Below are 19,338 nucleotides of genomic sequence, written 5' to 3'. Positions count from 1 at the left end.
CGTTATCCCAGTAGTCGTGCGCCTGCGGTATCCAGACGGCAAATATGAACAAAACCTTCGTCGTTTTGCAGATAGTGATTGGTCAGCCAGTCGGCCATGCGTTGTGCGGTGGCGCCGTCGTCACAGACGGCGAACAGCGTCGGGCCGGAGCCGGAGATGCCGCAAGCCAGAGCGCCGATGTCCTGCGCGGCCTTGCGCGCGTCGGCAAAGCCCGGCAGCAGGCGGGTGCGGTACGGCTCGGCAATCACGTCCTGCATCAGTTTGGCTGCCAGACGCGGCTGCTGGGTGTGGCAGGCATGGATAAAGCCTGCCAGATAGCGACCATGGCTGATGCAGTCCTGACGGCGGTACTGCGCGGGCAGGATAGCGCGCGCTTCGGCGGTGGACACCTTGATGCCCGGGTAGGCCATCACCCACAACCAATCTTTAAAGCAGGGCACTTCCTGGCTGATGAAACCCTCTTCTTCCAGCATCAGTTGCAGGCCGCCCAGGTAGCATGGCGCCACGTTGTCGTAATGCACGCTGCCGGAAATGCGGCCTTCCAGCTCGCCCATCAGGCCCAACAGCGTCATTTTGTCCAGCGGACGGTTGCAGAATTCATTCATCGCCATCAACCCGGCAACCACCGAACAGGCGCTGGAGCCCAGCCCGGAACCGATCGGCATGTTTTTCTCCAGCCGCATCGCCACCGGGATCTGCCGGCCTATCTCCTGGCAAAAACGCTCCCAGCATTGATAGACGATATTTTCTTTCGGATCGTCAGGCAGTTTGCTGACAAAGCGGCCGGCATTTTGCAGGCTGAACGTTTCGGCGGCTTCCACGCTGACGCAATCGCCCAACAGGGTGCCGTCGATCGGAGACACCGCTGCACCCAGAACGTCGAAGCCGACGCTGACGTTGCCAATTGAGGCCGGTGCATACACCTTAACCATATTAAACTCCCAACTTCCATGACAGTGTGCGCAACAGGTCGGCAAATACCCCCGCCGCCGTCACATCATTACCGGCGCCGTAACCGCGCAGCACCAAGGGTAACGGTTGATAGTAACGGCTGTAGAAGGCCAGGGCGTTCTCACCGTTCTTCACTTTATACAACGGATCGTTGCCGTCTACCGCATCAATGCGCACCTGACAGCGGCCATCTTCGATCACGCCGACGTAGCGCAACACCTTACCCTGCTCGGCGGCGTTAGCCACGTTGCGGGCGTATTCTTTATCCAGCTCCGGCAGGCGCGCCAGGAAGGTCTCCACATCACCGGAAGCGTCAAAGGACGGCGGCAGCACCGACTCGACCTCAATGTCCCCCAGTTCCAGCTTGTAACCCGCCTCACGGGCCAGGATCAGCAGCTTGCGGGCCACGTCCATGCCGGAAAGGTCGTCACGCGGATCCGGCTCGGTGAATCCTTTGGCCTTGGCCTCCAGGGTCGCCGCCGACAGCGACATGCCTTCGTCCAGTTTGCCGAAAATAAACGACAGCGAACCGGACAGGATGCCGGAGAAACGCGTCAACTCATCGCCAGCATTCAGCAGATTCTGCAGGTTCTCGATAACCGGCAAACCCGCGCCAACGTTGGTGTCGTACAGGAACTTGCGGCGTGAGCCGGCAGCGGCGGTGCGCAGCTGTTGATAGTAGTTCATCGACGAGGTGTTGGCCTTCTTGTTCGGCGTCACCACGTGGAAACCATCAGCCAGGAAATCCGCGTATTGGTCGGCAACCGCCTGGCTGGAGGTACAGTCGACAATCACCGGGTTCAGCAGGTGATACTCCTTCACCAGACGGATCAGGCGGCCCAGATTGAACGGTTCTTTAGCTGCGGCCAGTTCCTCGTTCCAACTCTCCAGAGCAATACCGTGCACATTGGTCAGCATGGCTCGGGAATTGGCGATGCCGCAGATGCGCAGATCGATATGCTTTTGCTTCAGCCACGGCTGCTGGCGATAAATCTGTTCGATCAAGGCGCCGCCGACGCCGCCGACGCCGATGACAAACACTTCAATCACCTGATCGGTATTGAACAGCATCTGGTGGCTGACGCGAACGCCGGTGGTAGCGGAATCATTGCTGACTACCACCGAGATGGAACGCTCCGACGAGCCCTGAGCGATAGCGACAATGTTGATATTGGCGCGCGCCAGCGCGGAGAAGAAGCGGGCCGAGATGCCACGCAAGGTGCGCATGCCGTCGCCCACGACAGAGATAATCGCCAGCTTCTCCATCACGTCCAGCGGCTCAAGCAAGCCGTCTTTCAGCTCAAGGTAGAATTCGTCTTCCAGCGCACGGCGCGCACGTTGCAGCTCGCTCTGCGGCACGCAGAAGCTGATGCTGTACTCGGAAGAGGATTGGGTAATCAGCACCACCGAAATACCGGTGCGCGACATCACGGCGAACACCCGCGCGGCCATGCCGACCATGCCCTTCATCCCCGGGCCGGAGACGTTGATCATTGCCATGTTGTTCAGGTTGGTGATGCCCTTCACCGGGGTATCGCTATCCACGCTTTCACCGCCGATCAGCGTGCCGGGAGCCTGCGGATTGGAGGTGTTTTTGATCAGGCAAGGGATTTGGAACTGGGCAATCGGTGTGATGGTACGGGGGTGAAGCACGCTGGCGCCGAAATAAGAAAGCTCCATCGCCTCCTGGTACGACATCGACTTCAACAACCTGGCGTCCGGCACAGTGCGCGGGTCGCAGGTATAAACGCCGTCTACGTCGGTCCAGATCTCGCAGCAGTCTGCGCGCAGACAAGCGGCCAGCACCGCGGCGGAATAATCGGAACCGTTACGGCCCAGTACCACCAGCTCACCCTTGTCATTACCGGCGGTAAAACCGGCCATCAGCACGATGTGATCCGCCGGGATAGCCGCTGCGGCGATGCGCAACGTGGATTCGGCGATATCTACAGTCGACTCCAGATAATGCCCCTGCGCCAGCAGTTTCTCTACCGGGTTGATCACCGTCACCGGGAAACCTTTGGCGCGGAATACGCCTTCCATGATGGCGATGGAGAGCTTCTCGCCACGGCAGATAATCGCCGCGTTCACGCTGTCCGGGCATTGCCCCAGCAGCGCTACGCCGTGCAGCACCTGCTTGAGTTGGGCGAACTCCTGATCGACCAGGGTCTTCAGGCGATCGTATTCGAAACCTGGCAGAGCCTGCGCCAGGCCGCTCAGCAGGTCGGCGAAGATGCGCTCCGCATCGCTCATATTTGGCAGAATGTCTTGCCCGGCCACCGTTTTTTCAATCATCGCCACCAAGTGGTTGGTGATCTTTGCAGGCGCGGACAATACCGTGGCTACTTGTCCCTGACGTGCGTTACTTTCCATGATGTCGGCAACGCGCAGAAAACGTTCTGCATTCGCTACCGAGGTTCCGCCAAATTTCAGCACTCGCATTTCTGATCTCTCCCGAATTTAAGCCGAAAAAAAAGCCCGCACTGGTTAGGTGCGGGCTTTTTTCTTTTGTTTCCTGTACGCGTCAGCCCGCCCCGTTACCTGTGGTTTCGGTGGTGGTAATAATTGTGATATTCAGGCTGATGTTTCGCATTTTTTCTGTCTGTCTCATTAAATACTCTGTCCCCTCTATTGGTTAAAGCAATCGCTTTCCCAAGTCAAATTATTTCTTGTTTTTGCTCCTTTGCCGCCCCGCCTGGTGATTGAGCAATGCGATAGCAGAAAAGCCAAATGACAGAACAAAAAAACAACCTGAAGGCAGTTTTGCAGTGGATCACACTGCATAATGACCAGAGCTTGCAGGTATCACTTTGTGAGCTTTTTTTCGATGTCATGCAGCAACGTGTGCAACATCGCCGTATCCCGTTGTGGCAGAGCGCCCAGCCGCTGATGCAGCCAATCGCGCAATTTTTGGTCATCGCTGACCCCCAACGCGCCCAATAATCCTTCGGCGCGCTGACGCAATGCCCGCAACTGCCCTTCATTGGCCATCGTCTCCTGCGGCGCACTGACGTTCATCAGTTCCGACAGCTGATAGCAATACACCATGACCGCCTGACCGAGATTCAGCGAAGGGTAGTCCGCCTGCATAGGTACGCCGGTCAGCAGATCGGCCAGTTCCAGCTCTTCATTGGTCAGGCCGGAATCTTCGCGACCAAATACCAGAGCAGCCTGATTCACCCATTGGCTGCGCTCGCCCAATTGCCCCAACAGTTGCTGCGGCGTACAGTAATAATGGAAACGCGCACGGCTGCGGGCCGTGGTGGCTACGGTGAAGTCCACGTCCGCTAACGCCTGAGCCAAGGTAGCGAACGTCTGCACGCCATCGAGGATCTCCCCCGCCCCATGAGCGACCCAGCGCGCTGCCGGTTTCAGGTGCGCTTCGCTGTCGACGATGCGCAACGAGGTGAACCCCATGGTTTTCATTGCCCGCGCTGCGGCGCCGACGTTTTCCGGCCGTGCCGGAGCCACTAAAACAATATGAAGCTGCATCAATACTCCACAGAAAAAGGAATCGCGAGTTTTTGACTGTCCGGGATAGTCTGATTATATTTACAACTGCGCAACAAAAATCCCGAAAATTGCTACAGAGATGTATAAATGGGTTCTTAAACGGATAAATAGAGTGGAATAGATATTATTGCCACTTATGTTTTGCTGTTCTTATTAATCAATATGTTAAAACAATACCTTTATCAATAAGCCCATAATTGTAACCCATTAAGCGCAACAATGCTGAATCGTACACAGAATTTGTGGTTCTGTGACTTAAGCTGGCAGTTCTGTAAGTGTTTTTCACAAAACTGTTAACGTGCTACAATTGAATTTGATATATGTCAACAAAGCGTAGTTTTGTTGGGTGATGAATTCGGCACGCACTGTTATATTGCTGTTAATAGGGTTAGGATATCCGCCGTTTTGGCACCTTTGGGGTATAGGGAATAACCGCCCCACCAAGCTAGCGATCTTGTTGACATTAGATGGAAAGTGCATCAAGAACGAGTTTACGTACTTTAGTCATTTGGTAAGAGGGAACGTGAGCGCTATCTCTGCCCTCGTCTAAGAAAGCAAAGACTTCTGTACTTCCTATTTTCTATTTTGTTGGCAATTTTAGGTAGCAAATATGCAGACCCCGCACATTCTGATTGTCGAAGACGAGTTAGTCACTCGTAACACCCTGAAGAGCATTTTCGAGGCGGAAGGCTACGTTGTTCATGAAGCCAATGATGGTGCAGAGATGCACAACATCCTGTCTGAAAATGATATCAATCTGGTTATCATGGACATCAATCTGCCAGGCAAAAACGGCCTGCTGCTGGCGCGTGAACTGCGCGAACAGGCCAGCGTCGCACTGATGTTCCTGACCGGCCGCGATAACGAAGTGGATAAGATCCTCGGATTGGAAATCGGCGCTGATGACTACATCACCAAGCCGTTTAATCCGCGTGAATTGACCATTCGCGCACGCAACCTGCTGTCTCGCACCATGAACCTGGGCAGCGTCGGCGAAGAACGTCGACTGGTAGAAAGCTATAAATTCAACGGTTGGGAGCTGGACATCAATAGCCGCTCACTGATCAGCCCGGCGGGCGAACAGTACAAGCTGCCGCGCAGTGAATTCCGCGCCATGCTGCACTTCTGCGAAAACCCGGGCAAGATCCAATCCCGTGGCGAACTGCTGAAGAAAATGACCGGCCGTGAGCTGAAACCGCACGACCGTACCGTAGACGTAACCATCCGACGCATCCGCAAGCACTTCGAATCAACGCCGGATACGCCGGAAATCATCGCCACCATTCACGGTGAAGGCTACCGTTTCTGCGGCGATCTGGAAGAGTAAACTCTCCCGCGTTAAAAACATCAGGGGTTCATTTGAACCCCTGATTTTATTTCGCCTCACCCCAAGGGATGATAGGCACCGCGCTCAGCGCATTTTTCGGTGAACCATCCACCACACGGTCTGAATAGCTCAGATAAATCAGCGCATTGCGGGTAGCATCGTAGAAACGCACCACCTGCAGCTTTTTGAATACCAGCGACGTCCTTTTCTGGAACACCACCGTCCCTTCCGCCTTGCCGTTTTTGATTTTATCGTTCAGGGTAATCGGCCCCACTTGTTGGCAGGAAATAGCCGCATCCGCCGTATCTTCCGCTAATCCCAGGCCACCTTTGATGCCACCGGTTTTTGCCCGACTGATATAACAAGTTACATTTTTAACATCCGGGTCGTCGAACGCTTCCACCACAATTTTGTGGTCCGGACCAAAGAGTTTAAATACTGTATCGACCGAACCTACTTGTTCAGCCTGCGCACTGCTTACCGTTGCGCAAACTAAACCAAACAAAAATATCCATCCTTTTTTCATTCACTTAACTCCAACGGCTACTGCCTGGAAAAGCAGGCTCAGCGATCAATATTGTTTATGTTTTAGGTCACAGAATCGGGATTTTTCTGGTCCGCACTCATCTTTCTAGCACAGAGCGTGAAAAAAATCTTTGAGAGTCTCGGAGGAAAAAAATTGCTATTATGCTGCGTCGTTATTTCTTTGCGCCCGTTTAAGGTGTGCCCCTGTCCAACTCTTGCGCAACGAGCTGCAAGAAGCAAAGAGTGCTACGCAAAATGGCTCATGGATTGGTCTGATAGCGCAAGCACCTGCGTAATGAATAAACAGTTCGGGTTCCTACCCTAAAGCTCTACGAGGAAGATCTATGGATCAAGCCGGTATCATTCGTGATCTGCTTAGCTGGCTGGAAAGCCATTTGGACCAACCCTTGTCGCTGGACAACGTGGCGGCAAAAGCGGGCTACTCTAAATGGCATCTGCAACGGATGTTCAAAGATATTACCGGTAACGCCATCGGCGCTTATATCCGGGCAAGAAGACTGTCTAAAGCTGCGGTGGCGCTGCGTTTAACCAGCCGGCCGATTTTGGATATCGCCTTGCAGTATCGCTTCGACTCGCAGCAGACCTTCACTCGCGCGTTTAAAAAACAGTTTGCGCAAACACCGGCGTTGTATCGCCGTGCCGAAGACTGGAACGCGTTCGGCATCTGTCCGCCAATCCGCCTGGGTGCCTTCACCCTGCCGCAACCCGAATTCGTCACGTTGCCGGAACAGCACCTGATTGGCCTGACGCAAAGCTATTCTTGCACGTTGGAGCAAATCTCCAACTTCCGTACCGAACTGCGCTCGCAATTCTGGCGCCAATATCTGGGCGAAGCAGAGACGCTACCGCCTGTGCTCTACGGGTTGCACCATTCGCGCCCGAGCCAGGAAAAAGACGACGAACAGGAAGTGCTGTACACCACGGCGCTGGAGCCGCACCACGTGCCGGATAAAGTACAAGAAGGCCAGCCGCTGGTGTTGCAGGGCGGTGAGTATGCGATGTTCAGCTACGAAGGACCGGCTTCTGGCTTGCAGGACTTTATCCTAACGCTGTATGGCACCTGCCTGCCGGCGCTCAAACTGACGCGCCGCAAAGGGCACGACATCGAGCGCTTTTATCCCAAGGGTGACCGTCGACCACCCCAGTCGCCAACCGAGATCAGCTGCGATTACCTGATCCCGATCCGCCGTTAACGTTGTAGTTCGTCCAGCGCGGGCATGTCCAGGTGCGTGACATCGCCCGCCGTTTCCACGATCCAGCCGGAAGCTAACCAGGGGCTCTGTTGATGATCAACACGCGACAACGAACAGTTGCGTAAACGCAGGCGGCGCTCGGCATAGGCCGGCAACCCGAGCACGGTGCTGATCAGGCAGCCCAGGGCAATACCGTGGCTGACAATCAGCGGTTTACTGCCTTCAGGCAACATCAGGCAACTTTCCAGCGAGGCGCGCATCCGTTCGCCCAGCTCGTTCATGGATTCACCTTGAGGGATACGGCCGTCAGCAGTGCCATCGACCATCTGTTTACGCCACTGTTCTTCCTGCGGCGTCAGGCTGTCGATCAGGCGTTCTTCCAGCACCCCCATATGCAGTTCACGCAAACGTGGATCGTTAATCACCTCGCAGCCGCAAGCTTCTGCGATGATTTGCGCGGTGCGACGAGTACGCCCCAAATCGCTGGTGATAACGTGCGTGATGCCCTCTTTGCTGACACGCCGGGCAACCAGATGCGCCTGATGTTCACCCTTGGCGGTTAACGGGCTGTCGGACTGGCCCTGGATACGGCGAGCCGCATTCCATTCCGTTTCGCCGTGGCGAACGAGGTATACCTGTAACATTTTGCTTTTCCGTTATACTGCGTGAAACCTGAGTTTATCTTCGTCAGAAGCGGCTTACGCAAGCCTCTGACGCAGTGAATAGGCTCTTAGCTTAAGGATGCCAAACCCGTTATGTATCATGTTGTCGCTGCAACTACCAACCCGGCAAAGATCAAGGCTATTCAACTGGCCTTTGATGACACCTTTGGCGCGGGCCAATGTCGCATTGAACCTGTCGACGTCGCCAGCGGCGTCTCATTGCAACCGATAGGCAATCACGAGACCCGCACCGGCGCACGCCAGCGCGTAATGGAAGCCCGTCAGGTTCGCCCGGAGGCCGACTTTTGGGTCGGCGTGGAAGCAGGCATCGAAGAGAATATGACCTTCGCCTGGATGACGGTGGAAAGCCCGAATACTCGCGGCGAATCGCGCTCAGCCAGCCTGATGCTGCCGGAGACAATTTTACAGGGAATTCGCGCCGGCCGCGAACTGGGCGCGGAGATGGCGGCCATCACCGGCAATATCGACGTGAAGCGCCAGGGTGGCGCTATCGGCATCTTTACCGATGGGCGATTGAGCCGCACCAGCGTTTATCATCAGGCTCTGCTGCTGGCGCTGGTGCCTTTTCACAATCCTGTCTACCAACAGCACAACGGCACACCGAATAAATAACCTATGCCGGGCGCGGCGCTATTGCGCATCGCCCAGCAACTGTTGCTCCAGCCATTGTTTCAACGCCGGCGTCGCCGCTTTCAGGCTGTTCGAACCGCGAGTAATGGTGGCAATTCCCGCCCCCAGTTCGTTCTTCAGTTCCCGCTGGCTCATCTCACCGCGCATCAGTTCCTGAATAATCCGTACCCGCGTGCCTAAGGCCGTACGCTCATCCGGCGTCAACAACAGTTGCATCAAGGGCTGGTGCAACTCCTGAGCGAACGAATTTTGCAGCAGCGCGACAAAGCGCAGCCAATCCTCATTGCCTTGTTCTGAAAGAGCCGGATCGTTAAGCGATAATTGCGTCATGGCAAGCCACCATACTATTTAACTAGTACAGCAGCATACCATAGCGCCGTCAAAATCAATAACGTCTCTGCCATTCGGCATCGGTCAGCACCTTGGCCGGGCGGTGCATCAAATAGCGGTAAAACGCGTCGTAAGCCAACACGTTCTTCACGTAGGAACGGGTCTCCGAGAACGGGATGCTTTCAACAAACGCCACCGCATCGACGCGCCCTTCGCTGCTCCCCAACCAGGTATTCACCCGCGATGGGCCGGCGTTATAGGCCGCCGACGACAGGATGCGGTTACGGCCAAACTGCTGGTAAACATACTCCAGGTAGCTGGTACCGATAGTAATATTGGTTTGCGGATCGAGCAGTTGGCTCGGGCTTGAGTAGCCGGGAATATTGTACATTTGCACGGTATGTTGCGCGGTCCGCGGCATCACCTGCATCAGGCCGCTGGCCCCCACCGGTGACTGCGCTTTCGGGTTCCAGGCACTTTCCTGACGGGCGATCGCCATGGCGTAGCTCGGCGTGATCCCCTTGTCATCGGTAGCGCTGCGGAACTCTTGCGACCAGGCCACCGGGAAGCGCTCCTCAAGGTGATCCCACAGCTTGCCGACGATGGTTGCCTGCACGCTGAGATCGGCCCATTTCTGCTCGAAGGCGAAACGCGCCAGCGCTTCCTGTTCAGGCCGGCTGCGGCTGGCAACGAACGAACTCCACTCGCTGCGCGCCAGGTTATCCATGTTCCAGTACATCAGCTCACGCACGCGGGCGATTTCCGGCCCGTCCACCAGCGAAGCGCGGGGTTTGGCCGCCACCGCCACCATAACCGGATAAGGCGTATTCAGTTTCTGCGCCGCCACCATAGGGTAGAAGCCACGTTCGTTCATCAGGCTGCGCAGGATCTCTTCACCCTCGCTGCGTTTACCTTCGTCCAGCAAAATGCTCGCACGCCAGTAACGCCATTCATCTTTATTGCGCGATTCTGCCGGCAGGCGCGCAAGCCAGGTCGCCACACCCTGGCGATCGCCGCTGCCCAGCGCCATGCGCACACGACGTTCCAGCAGCGTCGGAGACTGGCTGCGCAGGATCACCTTATCGCGCCACTGGGTCTGCTCGAAGGTCGCATCGCTGCCCATCAGGCGCCACGCCACCGCCTCTTCCAGCCCCAACCGCTCGCTGTCGCTCATTTTCTGCAGGCGGGCGATGCTCGGGATCATCGCGCGGGCGTTTTCCGCATCCTGACGTGCCAGCCGCTCGAAAGCGATGCCGGTCGCCGCCCGGGTAAAGTCAGTCGGGCCAACGCTGCGGGCAAAAGCCTCTACGGTGGCGGGATCGTTCTGCAGGCGCACCAGCGCGTCCCCCATGGTCTGATAGTCGGACGGCAACTGGCGGTAAAGGCTGTTAACCAGGCTGCTGTTGCCCTCTTTTAACGCCAGTTTCATGCGTTCCAGGGTATTCAACGGCGTTTGCTTGCCGGCCCCCTGCCAGACGTTGAACAGTTTGTCACAGGTGCCCGGCAGCGTTTTACCGCTCATCCAGAGATCGTCCGCACCGCTCCAGGCCGCCTGCTGATCGCCGGTGGCCCATTTGGCGTAGTAATAGTTGCAACGTGCGGCTATCGGCTTGGGGGCCTGCGGGCTGAAAGCCAGCAGAGTGCGCCAGTCCTCACGGCGCGCCAATTCATTGACAAAACGAGGCGCCAGCGACTTGGCGGGCGGCAGCGTCGGGTGCTGCTTGATAAAGTCATTCACCTCGGAGAAGCCGGCCTGGCTGAGATCCTGCGTCAATTCGCGGTATTCCAGATAAGGGTAAAGCGGGTAATCACGCAGCGTCGGCATCAATTGCGCCACGACATCCATCTGATTGCTGTCCCACGCCTGCTTGATTTGCAGGTAACGCTGACGCTGTGCGTCGAGAGAGTCCGCCAGTGCCGCGCCCGAGAATGCCGTCAGGCACACCCCCACGGCCAACAGCCGCCATTTGTCTACCTTGACCATACTTACTCTTTCCTCGCTGGTTGTGTTGCCAGAACCCCTCCCCCCTTGCCGCGCTACGCCAACGGTCAAGGCCCGGAGACACCGGTTCTTCGAGTATTTCGCGCCCTGAAGTGGAATACACGCCAGAGCAAAAAAGGTGTGCAGAGCGATAAGCTCAGGCATCTATCATAGACAGCGCAATCGCCTATCCATTCACTACTGTAGAAGAAGAAGTTTATCGTCATGAGGGGCGTCAGGTAAAAAACGTTTACCCTGGCTGACAAATTAACTGCAGGCGTGGCGCAAATCGCCGTACTGCCGACCCCATGCCGTTTTCTTTGCAGAAAACGCCTGGCCAACTCCCCGAGGCGTTTTATACTGTTAAAAAAAGATAGGATAAATCCGAGAAAACGGCACATAAAGCGCGCAACAGAGATATCTTATAATACAATCCGCGCCAATTATGGGTTAGATAGTGTTCATCACACAGTGCGATTGATAGTGCTTAGTATTACGTTTACCCCTTCGGTTGGGTCAGGTTTCTCATTGTTAGATCACCGCTACCGTACTGCGGATGTTGGCAGGAATGGCAGATGAAGATGGCAAAAAATGCCGTGATGTTAGCAGCCAGCGCAAAAAGCTCACTCACGAGCTTCATTTGCGCACGTCTTGACGACGGCCGCCTGCTACCCTTCATTCTGGTCCTGCTGCTGGCGTTTCCGGGGCTGGCTCGCCCCGAGACGGGCAGCCCCTATCAGAGCCGCACACATGCCGTCACCACCGTCGTGGTCGGCATTATCAGCTATGCCCGCTGGCCCAGTGAGCCCAAACCAATCCGCCTGTGCGTAACGGCGCCGACCCAATATGCCGAAGGCCTGTTCGACCCTATTTTGCTGAGCGCTCCCCGGCCGATCAAAACCGAGCGAGTGCCCTTTGACAGCCCTTTGCTGAACACCGGATGTGACGTGATTTATTTGGGTAATATCAACGCCGGCCAGAAACAAAACTTTATACAGCGCATCCAGGGTCATTCCATTCTCAGTATCAGCGAGAACGACGGCGAATGCTCTGCTGGCAGCGCGTTTTGCCTGCAGATTGACGGTGACCAGGCCAGTTTCAAAGTAAATCTGGACGCTCTGGCGCGCAGCGGCGTACGCGTTCATCCTAACGTGCTGCAGTTGGCGCGCAAACAGGCGCCGTCGCTATGATATGGTTGCGCAAGAACCGTTCCGGGCATTCGCGGCCCACGTTGGGCCGGGTGCTGCAACGGGCAAATCTTGGGTTGGCGCTGATTGCCGTCGGCACCGCCGGAATTTTCCTGACGTTGGTAGCGCTGTTCGCGCTGCGCGCTTACGCCAACCACAACCTGCATCTGATTGCGCGCTCCATCAGCTATACCGTCGAGGCCGCCGTGGTGTTTGGGGATCGCCCCTACATTCGAGAGGCGATGGTGCTGATCGCCTCCAAAGAAGAGGTGTCGGAAGCCAAAATTCTGGACAACGGCGGCAACGTGCTGGTCAGTTGGCATCATCCCAAAGACGGTCCGTTGCATGGCCTGGAGCAAATTGTCGCTCGCTGGGCGCTGCCGGAGCCGGTGGTCTTGCCGATCACCCATGAAGGCAAACAGGTCGGCAAGGTCTGGCTCAGCGGCAACGGCGGCAGTCTGCTGCGTTTCCTGCTGCGGGGTATGCTAGGCATGATCGCCTGCCTGGTACTCAGTACCCTGTGCGCGCTGGTGCTCTCCCGCCGCATGCTGGTCGGCATTGTCAGTTCGCTGGACGATATCGCCAAGGTGGCGCACGCGGTGCGCCGCGATCGCACCTTCGGGCTGCGGGTGCCGTCGGCACCGATCGCCGAACTGCATGAACTGAGCAACGACTTCAACGGCCTGCTTGATGAGCTGGAAGAATGGCAGGCGCACCTGAAGCAGGAAAATGATTCACTGACCCACCGGGCGACCCACGACAGCCTGACCGGATTGCCGAACCGCGCCTTTTTTGAAGGCCGGCTGAGCCGCGCGCTGGGCGATATTGAGCCGACAGAAAAACTTGCGGTGTTATTTATCGACGGCGATCGCTTCAAGGAAGTGAATGACAGTTACGGTCACGCGGCCGGTGATGCGGTGCTGACCACCATTGCCGGGCGCATTCGCGCGCAACTGCGCGAAAGTGACCTGGTCGCGCGTTTAGGCGGCGATGAGTTCGCCGTGCTGTTGGCGCCGGTTCACAGTACGGAAGATGTGCTGCAAATTGCCGACAACATTATCGACTGCATGACCCAACCGATAATTTTGCCGAACGACGAGGCGGTGACGACCTCTCTGAGTATCGGTATTGCACTTTACCCTGAACATGCAGCAACGCCTCAGGGTCTTTTGCACGAAGCTGACGATGCGATGTATCAGGCAAAGCATCGTTATAACGGAGGCTGGCGGCTGGCAATACAGAAATAAAGCCCCAGCTATAAAATTAAAACCAGGGATTTGATTATGATACAGCAAACACTAAAAAACCGTTTCTCACTGCTGGCGATGATGTTTGTCGCCCTGCTCGCCCTTGCCGGGTGCCAGAGCAAACCGCAGGGCCTGACGCCCGAGCAGGTCGCGTTGTTACAGTCTCAAGGGTTCAAACTGACGGATAACGGCTGGGAATTCGGCCTCTCCGACAAGGTGTTGTTTGGCAACAACATCGGCAAACTGAATCCGGAAAGCACCGAAACGGTCCAGAAAATGGGCCGTGCGCTGATGAGCGTAGGCATCACCAAGTTCCGTCTGGATGGTCATACGGACAACTACGGCGAAGACAGCTATAACGACCAGCTTTCGCTGCGCCGCGCCAACGCAGTGGCCGATTTGCTGGCCAGCGTAGGCATCCCGCGCGCCAATATCGAAACTCGCGGCATGGGCAAGCGCGATCCCGTCGCCGATAATCGCACCTCCAGCGGCCGCGCGGAAAACCGCCGCGTCGCGATCGTCGTTACACCTTAACCTGTCGATATGCGCCTGTTAAAGGCGCATAAAGGGTTATACTTAGCGATCGCTGATGATGTCTGGGATCCGTGTTCGAAACGGGCTACACTCCGCAGCCAGACATCCTATAAAAACTGATATAGAGAGGCTAGAGCAACGTGGCTCAATACGTCTATACCATGCATCGCGTCGGCAAAGTGGTCCCGCCGAAGCGTCACATCCTGAAAAATATCTCCCTGAGCTTCTTCCCTGGCGCCAAAATTGGCGTGCTGGGCCTGAACGGTTCCGGTAAATCCACCCTGCTGCGCATTATGGCCGGTATCGACACCGATATCGAAGGCGAAGCACGCCCGCAACCGGGGATTAAAATCGGCTACCTGCCGCAGGAACCGCAACTCAACCTGGAACACACCGTTCGCGAATCGGTTGAAGAAGCGATGGCCGAAGTCGTCGGTGCCCTCAAGCGTCTTGACGAAGTGTACGCGCTGTACGCTGAAGAAGGCGCCGATTTCGACAAGCTGGCCGCTGAACAGGGCCGCCTGGAAGAGATCATTCAGGCCCACGATGGTCACAACCTCAACACCCAATTGGAGCGCGCCGCCGATGCGCTGCGCCTGCCGGAATGGGACGCCAAAATCGCCAACCTTTCCGGTGGTGAGCGCCGCCGCGTAGCGCTGTGCCGCCTGCTGCTGGAAAAACCGGACATGCTGTTGCTGGACGAACCGACCAACCACCTGGACGCCGAGTCCGTGGCCTGGCTGGAACGCTTCCTGCACGACTTCGAAGGCACCGTGGTGGCGATCACCCACGACCGTTACTTCCTTGATAACGTGGCTGGCTGGATCCTCGAGCTGGACCGTGGCGAAGGCATTCCGTGGGAAGGCAACTACTCTTCCTGGCTGGAACAGAAAGACGCGCGTCTGGCGCAGGAAGCCTCAACCGAAGCCGCTCGCCGCAAGTCGATCGAGAAAGAGCTGGAGTGGGTACGCCAGGGTGCCAAGGGCCGTCAGTCTAAAGGCAAGGCCCGTCTGGCCCGCTTTGAAGAGCTTAACAGCACCGAATACCAGAAACGTAACGAAACCAACGAGCTGTTTATTCCACCTGGCGCACGCCTGGGCGATAAAGTGGTTGAAGTCAGCAACCTGCGTAAATCCTACGGCGAACGCCTGCTGATCGAAGATCTCACCTTCGCGGTACCTAAGGGAGCCATCGTTGGTATCATCGGCCCGAACGGCGCGGGTAAATCCACGCTGTTCCGCATGATGTCCGGCCAGGAACAACCTGACTCCGGCAGCATCACGCTGGGCGATACCGTCAAGCTGGCTTCAGTCGATCAGTTCCGCGACAGCATGGACAACGCCAAAACCGTGTGGGAAGAAGTGTCCGGCGGCCAGGACATCATGCGCGTGGGCAACACCGAAATGCCAAGCCGTGCCTATGTCGGCCGCTTCAACTTCAAGGGCGTCGATCAGGGCAAACGCGTGGGCGAGCTGTCCGGTGGTGAACGTGGCCGTCTGCATCTGGCCAAGCTGCTGCAGGTTGGCGGCAACGTGCTGCTGCTCGATGAACCGACCAACGACCTGGATATCGAAACCCTGCGCGCGCTGGAAAACGCCCTGCTGGAATTCCCTGGCTGCGCCATGGTGATCTCGCATGACCGTTGGTTCCTTGACCGCATTGCTACCCACATTCTGGACTATCAGGATGAAGGCAAGGTGGAGTTCTTCGAAGGCAACTTTACCGAATACGAAGAGTACAAAAAGCGTACTCTGGGTGCCGATGCACTGGAACCTCGCCGTATCAAGTACAAGAAAGTCACCAAGTAACATCAGGTTGGCTATCTATGCTCTCAAGCCCGCATCTTGCGGGCTTTTTGTTATCCCCAATCCAGTGCCTGCGCATAGTCCACAAATACCGGATGCTGCAACACCACATCGATAAAACAGGCCAGTGCCGGCGAGTTCAGCTTACGGCTTGGGTAAACCAAATACAGTTCATTCCCTTCCGCCCGCCATTCCGGCAGTACCTCCACCAGCTGTTTCTGCGCCACCACCTCGCGGCTGAGAAAGGCCGGCAGCAGAGTGATACCGGCACCGGAAATCGCGCATTCACGCGCGTACAACAGATTGTCAGTGATATGCAGCATCGGCAGTTGCCAGCGGTAATACTCGTCGCCGCGACGCAGGCTCCAGGCAGGCCAGGCGCGGTGTGCAATGCAGCGGTGCTGCTGCAACTGCTGAGGATGAAGGATCGGTGAGTACTGCGCCAGATAGGCCGGCGCCGCCAGCAGATAACGCGGGGCATGCCCCAGACGGCGACCAATCAGCGAGGAGTCCTGCGGTTTGCCGGTACGCAACGCGGCGTCATAGCCCTCTTGCACCAAATCCACCATCGCATCAGACACCGAAACCTCCAGCGTAACGTCCGGGTACTGGCGCTGAAAATCCGCCGCCAACCGCGCCAACAACGTCGCCCCCAGCCCGGCGGGCGTCGAGATGCGCAACCGGCCGCTGGGGTTGTCACGCAGTCGCTGCAGCGCCAGATCGGCCCGTTCGGCGGCGGACAACATCTCCTGACAGTGCACCAGATAGCGTTCGCCGGCGAAGGTCAGATTGAGCTGACGGGTGGTGCGGTTGAGCAGCCGCAAACCCAGCGTTTGTTCCAGTTGGCTGATGCGCTGGCTAACGCTGGATTTAGGCAAACCGGCACGGTTGGCGGCGGCGGTAAAACTACCGCACTCGGCCACCAGCGCGAACAACGCCATATCCTGCAGCTGTTTAAACCTCATTGTTCACCTCAAACGAACACTTAGTTAGCTATTGTCCATCTTATCACTCCCCTCTCAGAGGTCTACACTGAGGGTATTCATTCTAAAGGAGCACAATCATGCCAATTAAAGCCATTGCCGTAGACCCGAAAAACCCCGCCGGTTTCATTGAAATCAGCCCGGAAAAGCCAGCCCCAGGCCAATACGATCTGCTGGTGGAGGTCAAAGCGGTGTCGGTCAATCCGGTGGATACCAAAGTCCACGCCGGCCTGCAAAAAAGCGGCCTGCAACAGCCGCGCATCCTCGGCTGGGACGCCAGCGGCGTGGTGCTTGAGGTAGGCAGCGGCGTCAAAGGTTTCACAGCCGGTGATGAAGTCTGGTACGCCGGTGATATCACTCGGCCGGGCAGCAACAGCACTCAGCAGTTGATTGATTCGCGCATCGTGTCACATAAGCCGAGCAGCCTGAACTGGGCGGAATCCGCCGCCATGCCGTTGACCGCGCTGACGGCCTGGGAAGCGCTGTTCGAGCACCTGAAAATCCAGGACGCGGCGGAAGGGAAAACCCTGCTGATTATCGGCGGTGCCGGTGGCGTGGGTTCGCTGGCGATCCCGTTCGCCGCCCAGTTGAGCAAGGTGAAGGTGATTGCCACCGCCTCACGCCCCGAGTCGGCTGCCTGGTGCCGGGAACGCGGCGCCGATCTGGTGGTGGATTACCGTGACCTTAAAGGGAATCTGGCGCAGCAGGGCATTGAAAACGTCGATTATATTCTTTGCCTGAACGATACCGACGGCCACTGGAAAGCGATCTCGGATCTGATCGCGCCGCTGGGCCACATCTGCACCATCGTGGAAAATCAACAGCCGCTCGATCAGAACGCGTTGAAGCTGAAAAGCGCCGCACTGCATTGGGAATTGATGTTTACCCGCAGCATGTTCACCACGCCGGACATCGCTCAGCAGGGTGAAATCCTCAGGCAGGTGGCGCAGTTGCTGGACGAAGGAAAGTTGAGCACCACGCTGAGCGAAACGCTGCAGGGGCTGACGGTCGAGACCCTGACCGCCGCGCATAAAAAGCTGCTCGACGGGCATATGCAGGGCAAACTGGTGATTGTTTACTGAGGCAAGAGAGGCGCAGCGCGCTGCGCCTCCGGCTTATTCCGTCGTGGCGCCCACCAGTCGGCTGGCATCGGCCGCCAACAGCTGTTTTACCAGTTCGACGCAGCGCAGGAAGCGCTCCTCATAGTCGCTGGATTCCACGTGCGCATACTCGATATTGTTGGCGCGCAGCATCTCTTCCAGCAGGTGCTGGAATGCCTTGCGATCGGTCGGCGCACCGAGGCTGCGCAGGCCATCCGCCACCCACGGGGTGTTATTTTCCAGCAGGATCACCAGATCAAACCGGTACTCGTCGATCAGTGCCTGCACGAAGGGGTGTTCGCGCCCTTCGTACTTTTTGCAGAACGCCTGGGTAGTGACAAAATCGGTATCGATAAATGCCACCTTGTTGGCGTATTTCACTGCAAAGTCAACGTACTGCGCCTGCCCCAACGCAATCTTGTCGTAGTCGGAATACTGCAACGCCATCTCATCGCCGCCCAGGTGCGAGAACACATAGTCGCGGCCATATTCCCAGGCGCTGGTGGTGTTAAAAATGTTCGCCAACTTGTTCACCAGCGTCGATTTGCCGCTCGACTCGCCGCCGAGGATCGCCACGGTGCGCACAAAGAACGGCTTCACTTCGGTCGGAATGTAATCCCAATAGCGGAACGGATCCTGACGGATTTGGCGGCCGCTGATGTTCATGAATGAACGTTCGGGATCGATCAGAATGGTTTCCGTCGCCAGGTGCTCGCGATAACGCGGGGCGTCTTGCGTTTCGCTGGAATAGATAAAACTCGGCACGATGCCCTTCTGTTCCATGAAGGCTTTCATCCCGTCGCTCCAAACGTTCCAGCCGTGCGGATAGGGTTCGATGCCCTGCTCGTCGAACGAATGAATATGAATGTTTTTCTGGTACTTGAAGGTTTGCAGAAGCCAGCGCAGACGGTCGCTGACCGTAGGCTGTTGCGACATCGAACTGTTCTCGAACAGTTCCCGGTCACGCGGTTCGTCGTGACACAAAATCACGTGCAGCTCATCTACCTGGCTGCAAGCGCGCTGGATCAGGTAAATGTGGCCGGTGTGCAGTGGGTAAAATTTACCAAACACCACACCGACTTTTTTCTCGCGACGCGGGAATTCCAGGCCAAGAAAACGGTGTAACGCCTCGAGTTTCTGAGCGCTCGGGCTTTTGATTTTGTCGTTCAACAGCTGGCTAAGGTAGCCTTTGGTCATGCCGCTGGCATCCGCCACCTGCTGCAGGGTACAGTTCTTCTGCTTGATAGATGCTTTCAGGTAATCGAATTGCCGCATAATCCCTCCGTTTAATATGCTAAACAAAATAGCATATTCTGCGCATCACATGG

At 56.8% G+C, this 19,338-nt stretch carries 18 protein-coding genes and 1 other annotated feature; of the genes, 8 read left to right on the top strand and 10 right to left on the bottom strand.

The window, feature by feature from the left end; genetic code table 11:
* Positions 1 to 2: 2 nt before the first annotated feature.
* The 4 genes from thrB to SERAS12_RS03180 form a co-directional block, all read right to left on the bottom strand.
* Positions 3 to 932 carry a homoserine kinase gene (gene thrB, locus SERAS12_RS03190; protein ID WP_004949998.1) on the bottom strand — a complete coding sequence of 310 codons (930 nt, stop codon included), beginning with the start codon at positions 930 to 932 and terminating at the stop codon, positions 3 to 5.
* 1 nt (position 933) lies between these two features.
* A complete protein-coding gene (gene thrA / locus SERAS12_RS03185) occupies positions 934 to 3,393 on the bottom strand; it encodes a bifunctional aspartate kinase/homoserine dehydrogenase I (RefSeq protein WP_013811438.1) in 2,460 nt (819 codons plus the stop codon).
* Between the two features lie 25 nt (positions 3,394 to 3,418).
* Positions 3,419 to 3,537: a sequence feature (Thr leader region), on the bottom strand.
* Entirely contained in the window at positions 3,476 to 3,544 is a 69-nt protein-coding gene (gene thrL, locus SERAS12_RS25285; protein ID WP_100220745.1) for a thr operon leader peptide, read from the bottom strand. It overlaps the preceding feature by 62 nt.
* A 212-nt stretch (positions 3,545 to 3,756) precedes the next feature.
* Positions 3,757 to 4,443, bottom strand: coding sequence for a tRNA/rRNA methyltransferase (locus SERAS12_RS03180; protein ID WP_013811437.1), 687 nt, complete (start codon positions 4,441 to 4,443; stop codon positions 3,757 to 3,759).
* Positions 4,444 to 5,074: 631 nt separating this feature from the next.
* Between SERAS12_RS03180 and arcA the strand changes: the two genes are divergently transcribed.
* Entirely contained in the window at positions 5,075 to 5,791 is a 717-nt protein-coding gene (arcA, locus tag SERAS12_RS03175) for a two-component system response regulator ArcA (protein WP_004949989.1), read from the top strand.
* 46 nt (positions 5,792 to 5,837) lie between these two features.
* Here arcA and creA read toward each other — a convergent pair whose 3' ends face one another.
* Positions 5,838 to 6,317: a protein CreA gene (creA, locus tag SERAS12_RS03170; RefSeq protein ID WP_013811436.1), complete on the bottom strand. Its 480-nt coding sequence runs from the start codon at positions 6,315 to 6,317 to the stop codon at positions 5,838 to 5,840.
* A 343-nt stretch (positions 6,318 to 6,660) separates the two neighbouring features.
* Between creA and robA the strand changes: the two genes are divergently transcribed.
* Positions 6,661 to 7,530, top strand: a complete 870-nt coding sequence (robA, locus tag SERAS12_RS03165) for an MDR efflux pump AcrAB transcriptional activator RobA (RefSeq protein WP_013811435.1) — start codon at positions 6,661 to 6,663, stop codon at positions 7,528 to 7,530.
* On the opposite strand, the gene gpmB is transcribed toward robA, so the two are convergent.
* A complete protein-coding gene (gene gpmB, locus SERAS12_RS03160) occupies positions 7,527 to 8,174 on the bottom strand; it encodes a 2,3-diphosphoglycerate-dependent phosphoglycerate mutase GpmB (RefSeq protein WP_013811434.1) in 648 nt (215 codons plus the stop codon). The two genes, robA and gpmB, sit on opposite strands and share 4 nt — an antisense overlap.
* Positions 8,175 to 8,285: 111 nt before the next feature.
* Here gpmB and yjjX point away from each other — a divergent pair, with 111 nt between their 5' ends.
* Positions 8,286 to 8,825 carry an inosine/xanthosine triphosphatase gene (yjjX, locus tag SERAS12_RS03155; protein WP_013811433.1) on the top strand — a complete coding sequence of 180 codons (540 nt, stop codon included), beginning with the start codon at positions 8,286 to 8,288 and terminating at the stop codon, positions 8,823 to 8,825.
* 18 nt (positions 8,826 to 8,843) lie between these two features.
* Here yjjX and trpR read toward each other — a convergent pair whose 3' ends face one another.
* Positions 8,844 to 9,173 (bottom strand): trp operon repressor, encoded by a 330-nt coding sequence (gene trpR / locus SERAS12_RS03150; RefSeq protein WP_004949979.1) that lies wholly within the window; start codon positions 9,171 to 9,173, stop codon positions 8,844 to 8,846.
* Positions 9,174 to 9,228: 55 nt separating this feature from the next.
* Positions 9,229 to 11,157, bottom strand: a complete 1,929-nt coding sequence (gene sltY, locus SERAS12_RS03145) for a murein transglycosylase (RefSeq protein WP_013811432.1) — start codon at positions 11,155 to 11,157, stop codon at positions 9,229 to 9,231.
* A gap of 572 nt (positions 11,158 to 11,729) precedes the next feature.
* Between sltY and SERAS12_RS03140 the strand changes: the two genes are divergently transcribed.
* From SERAS12_RS03140 to ettA, 4 genes are all read left to right on the top strand, one after another.
* Positions 11,730 to 12,344 (top strand): YfiR family protein, encoded by a 615-nt coding sequence (locus SERAS12_RS03140; protein ID WP_013811431.1) that lies wholly within the window; start codon positions 11,730 to 11,732, stop codon positions 12,342 to 12,344.
* Complete coding sequence (locus SERAS12_RS03135) at positions 12,341 to 13,588, top strand: diguanylate cyclase domain-containing protein (RefSeq protein ID WP_013811430.1); 1,248 nt, start codon at positions 12,341 to 12,343, stop codon at positions 13,586 to 13,588. Before SERAS12_RS03140 ends, SERAS12_RS03135 begins: the two co-directional genes overlap by 4 nt.
* Before the next feature lie 36 nt (positions 13,589 to 13,624).
* Entirely contained in the window at positions 13,625 to 14,122 is a 498-nt protein-coding gene (locus SERAS12_RS03130) for an OmpA family protein (protein ID WP_004949970.1), read from the top strand.
* A 140-nt stretch (positions 14,123 to 14,262) separates the two neighbouring features.
* The gene (gene ettA / locus SERAS12_RS03125; protein WP_013811429.1) at positions 14,263 to 15,930 is read left to right on the top strand and encodes an energy-dependent translational throttle protein EttA; all 1,668 of its coding nucleotides are present in this window, start codon (positions 14,263 to 14,265) and stop codon (positions 15,928 to 15,930) included.
* 50 nt (positions 15,931 to 15,980) lie between these two features.
* On the opposite strand, the gene SERAS12_RS03120 is transcribed toward ettA, so the two are convergent.
* Positions 15,981 to 16,892: a LysR family transcriptional regulator gene (locus SERAS12_RS03120; RefSeq protein ID WP_013811428.1), complete on the bottom strand. Its 912-nt coding sequence runs from the start codon at positions 16,890 to 16,892 to the stop codon at positions 15,981 to 15,983.
* Positions 16,893 to 16,990: 98 nt separating this feature from the next.
* Between SERAS12_RS03120 and SERAS12_RS03115 the strand changes: the two genes are divergently transcribed.
* A complete protein-coding gene (locus SERAS12_RS03115; RefSeq protein ID WP_013811427.1) occupies positions 16,991 to 17,992 on the top strand; it encodes a zinc-binding alcohol dehydrogenase family protein in 1,002 nt (333 codons plus the stop codon).
* 33 nt (positions 17,993 to 18,025) lie between these two features.
* Here the strand turns inward: SERAS12_RS03115 and nadR are convergent, their stop codons facing one another.
* A complete protein-coding gene (gene nadR / locus SERAS12_RS03110) occupies positions 18,026 to 19,285 on the bottom strand; it encodes a multifunctional transcriptional regulator/nicotinamide-nucleotide adenylyltransferase/ribosylnicotinamide kinase NadR (protein ID WP_004949943.1) in 1,260 nt (419 codons plus the stop codon).
* Between the last annotated feature and the right edge of the window lie 53 nt (positions 19,286 to 19,338).

This window comes from Serratia sp. AS12 (assembly GCF_000214195.1).
GTDB lineage: Bacteria > Pseudomonadota > Gammaproteobacteria > Enterobacterales > Enterobacteriaceae > Serratia > Serratia plymuthica.
The sequence above is the reverse complement of the archived record's forward strand: the minus strand, read 5'-3'. Positions and strand labels throughout refer to the sequence as shown.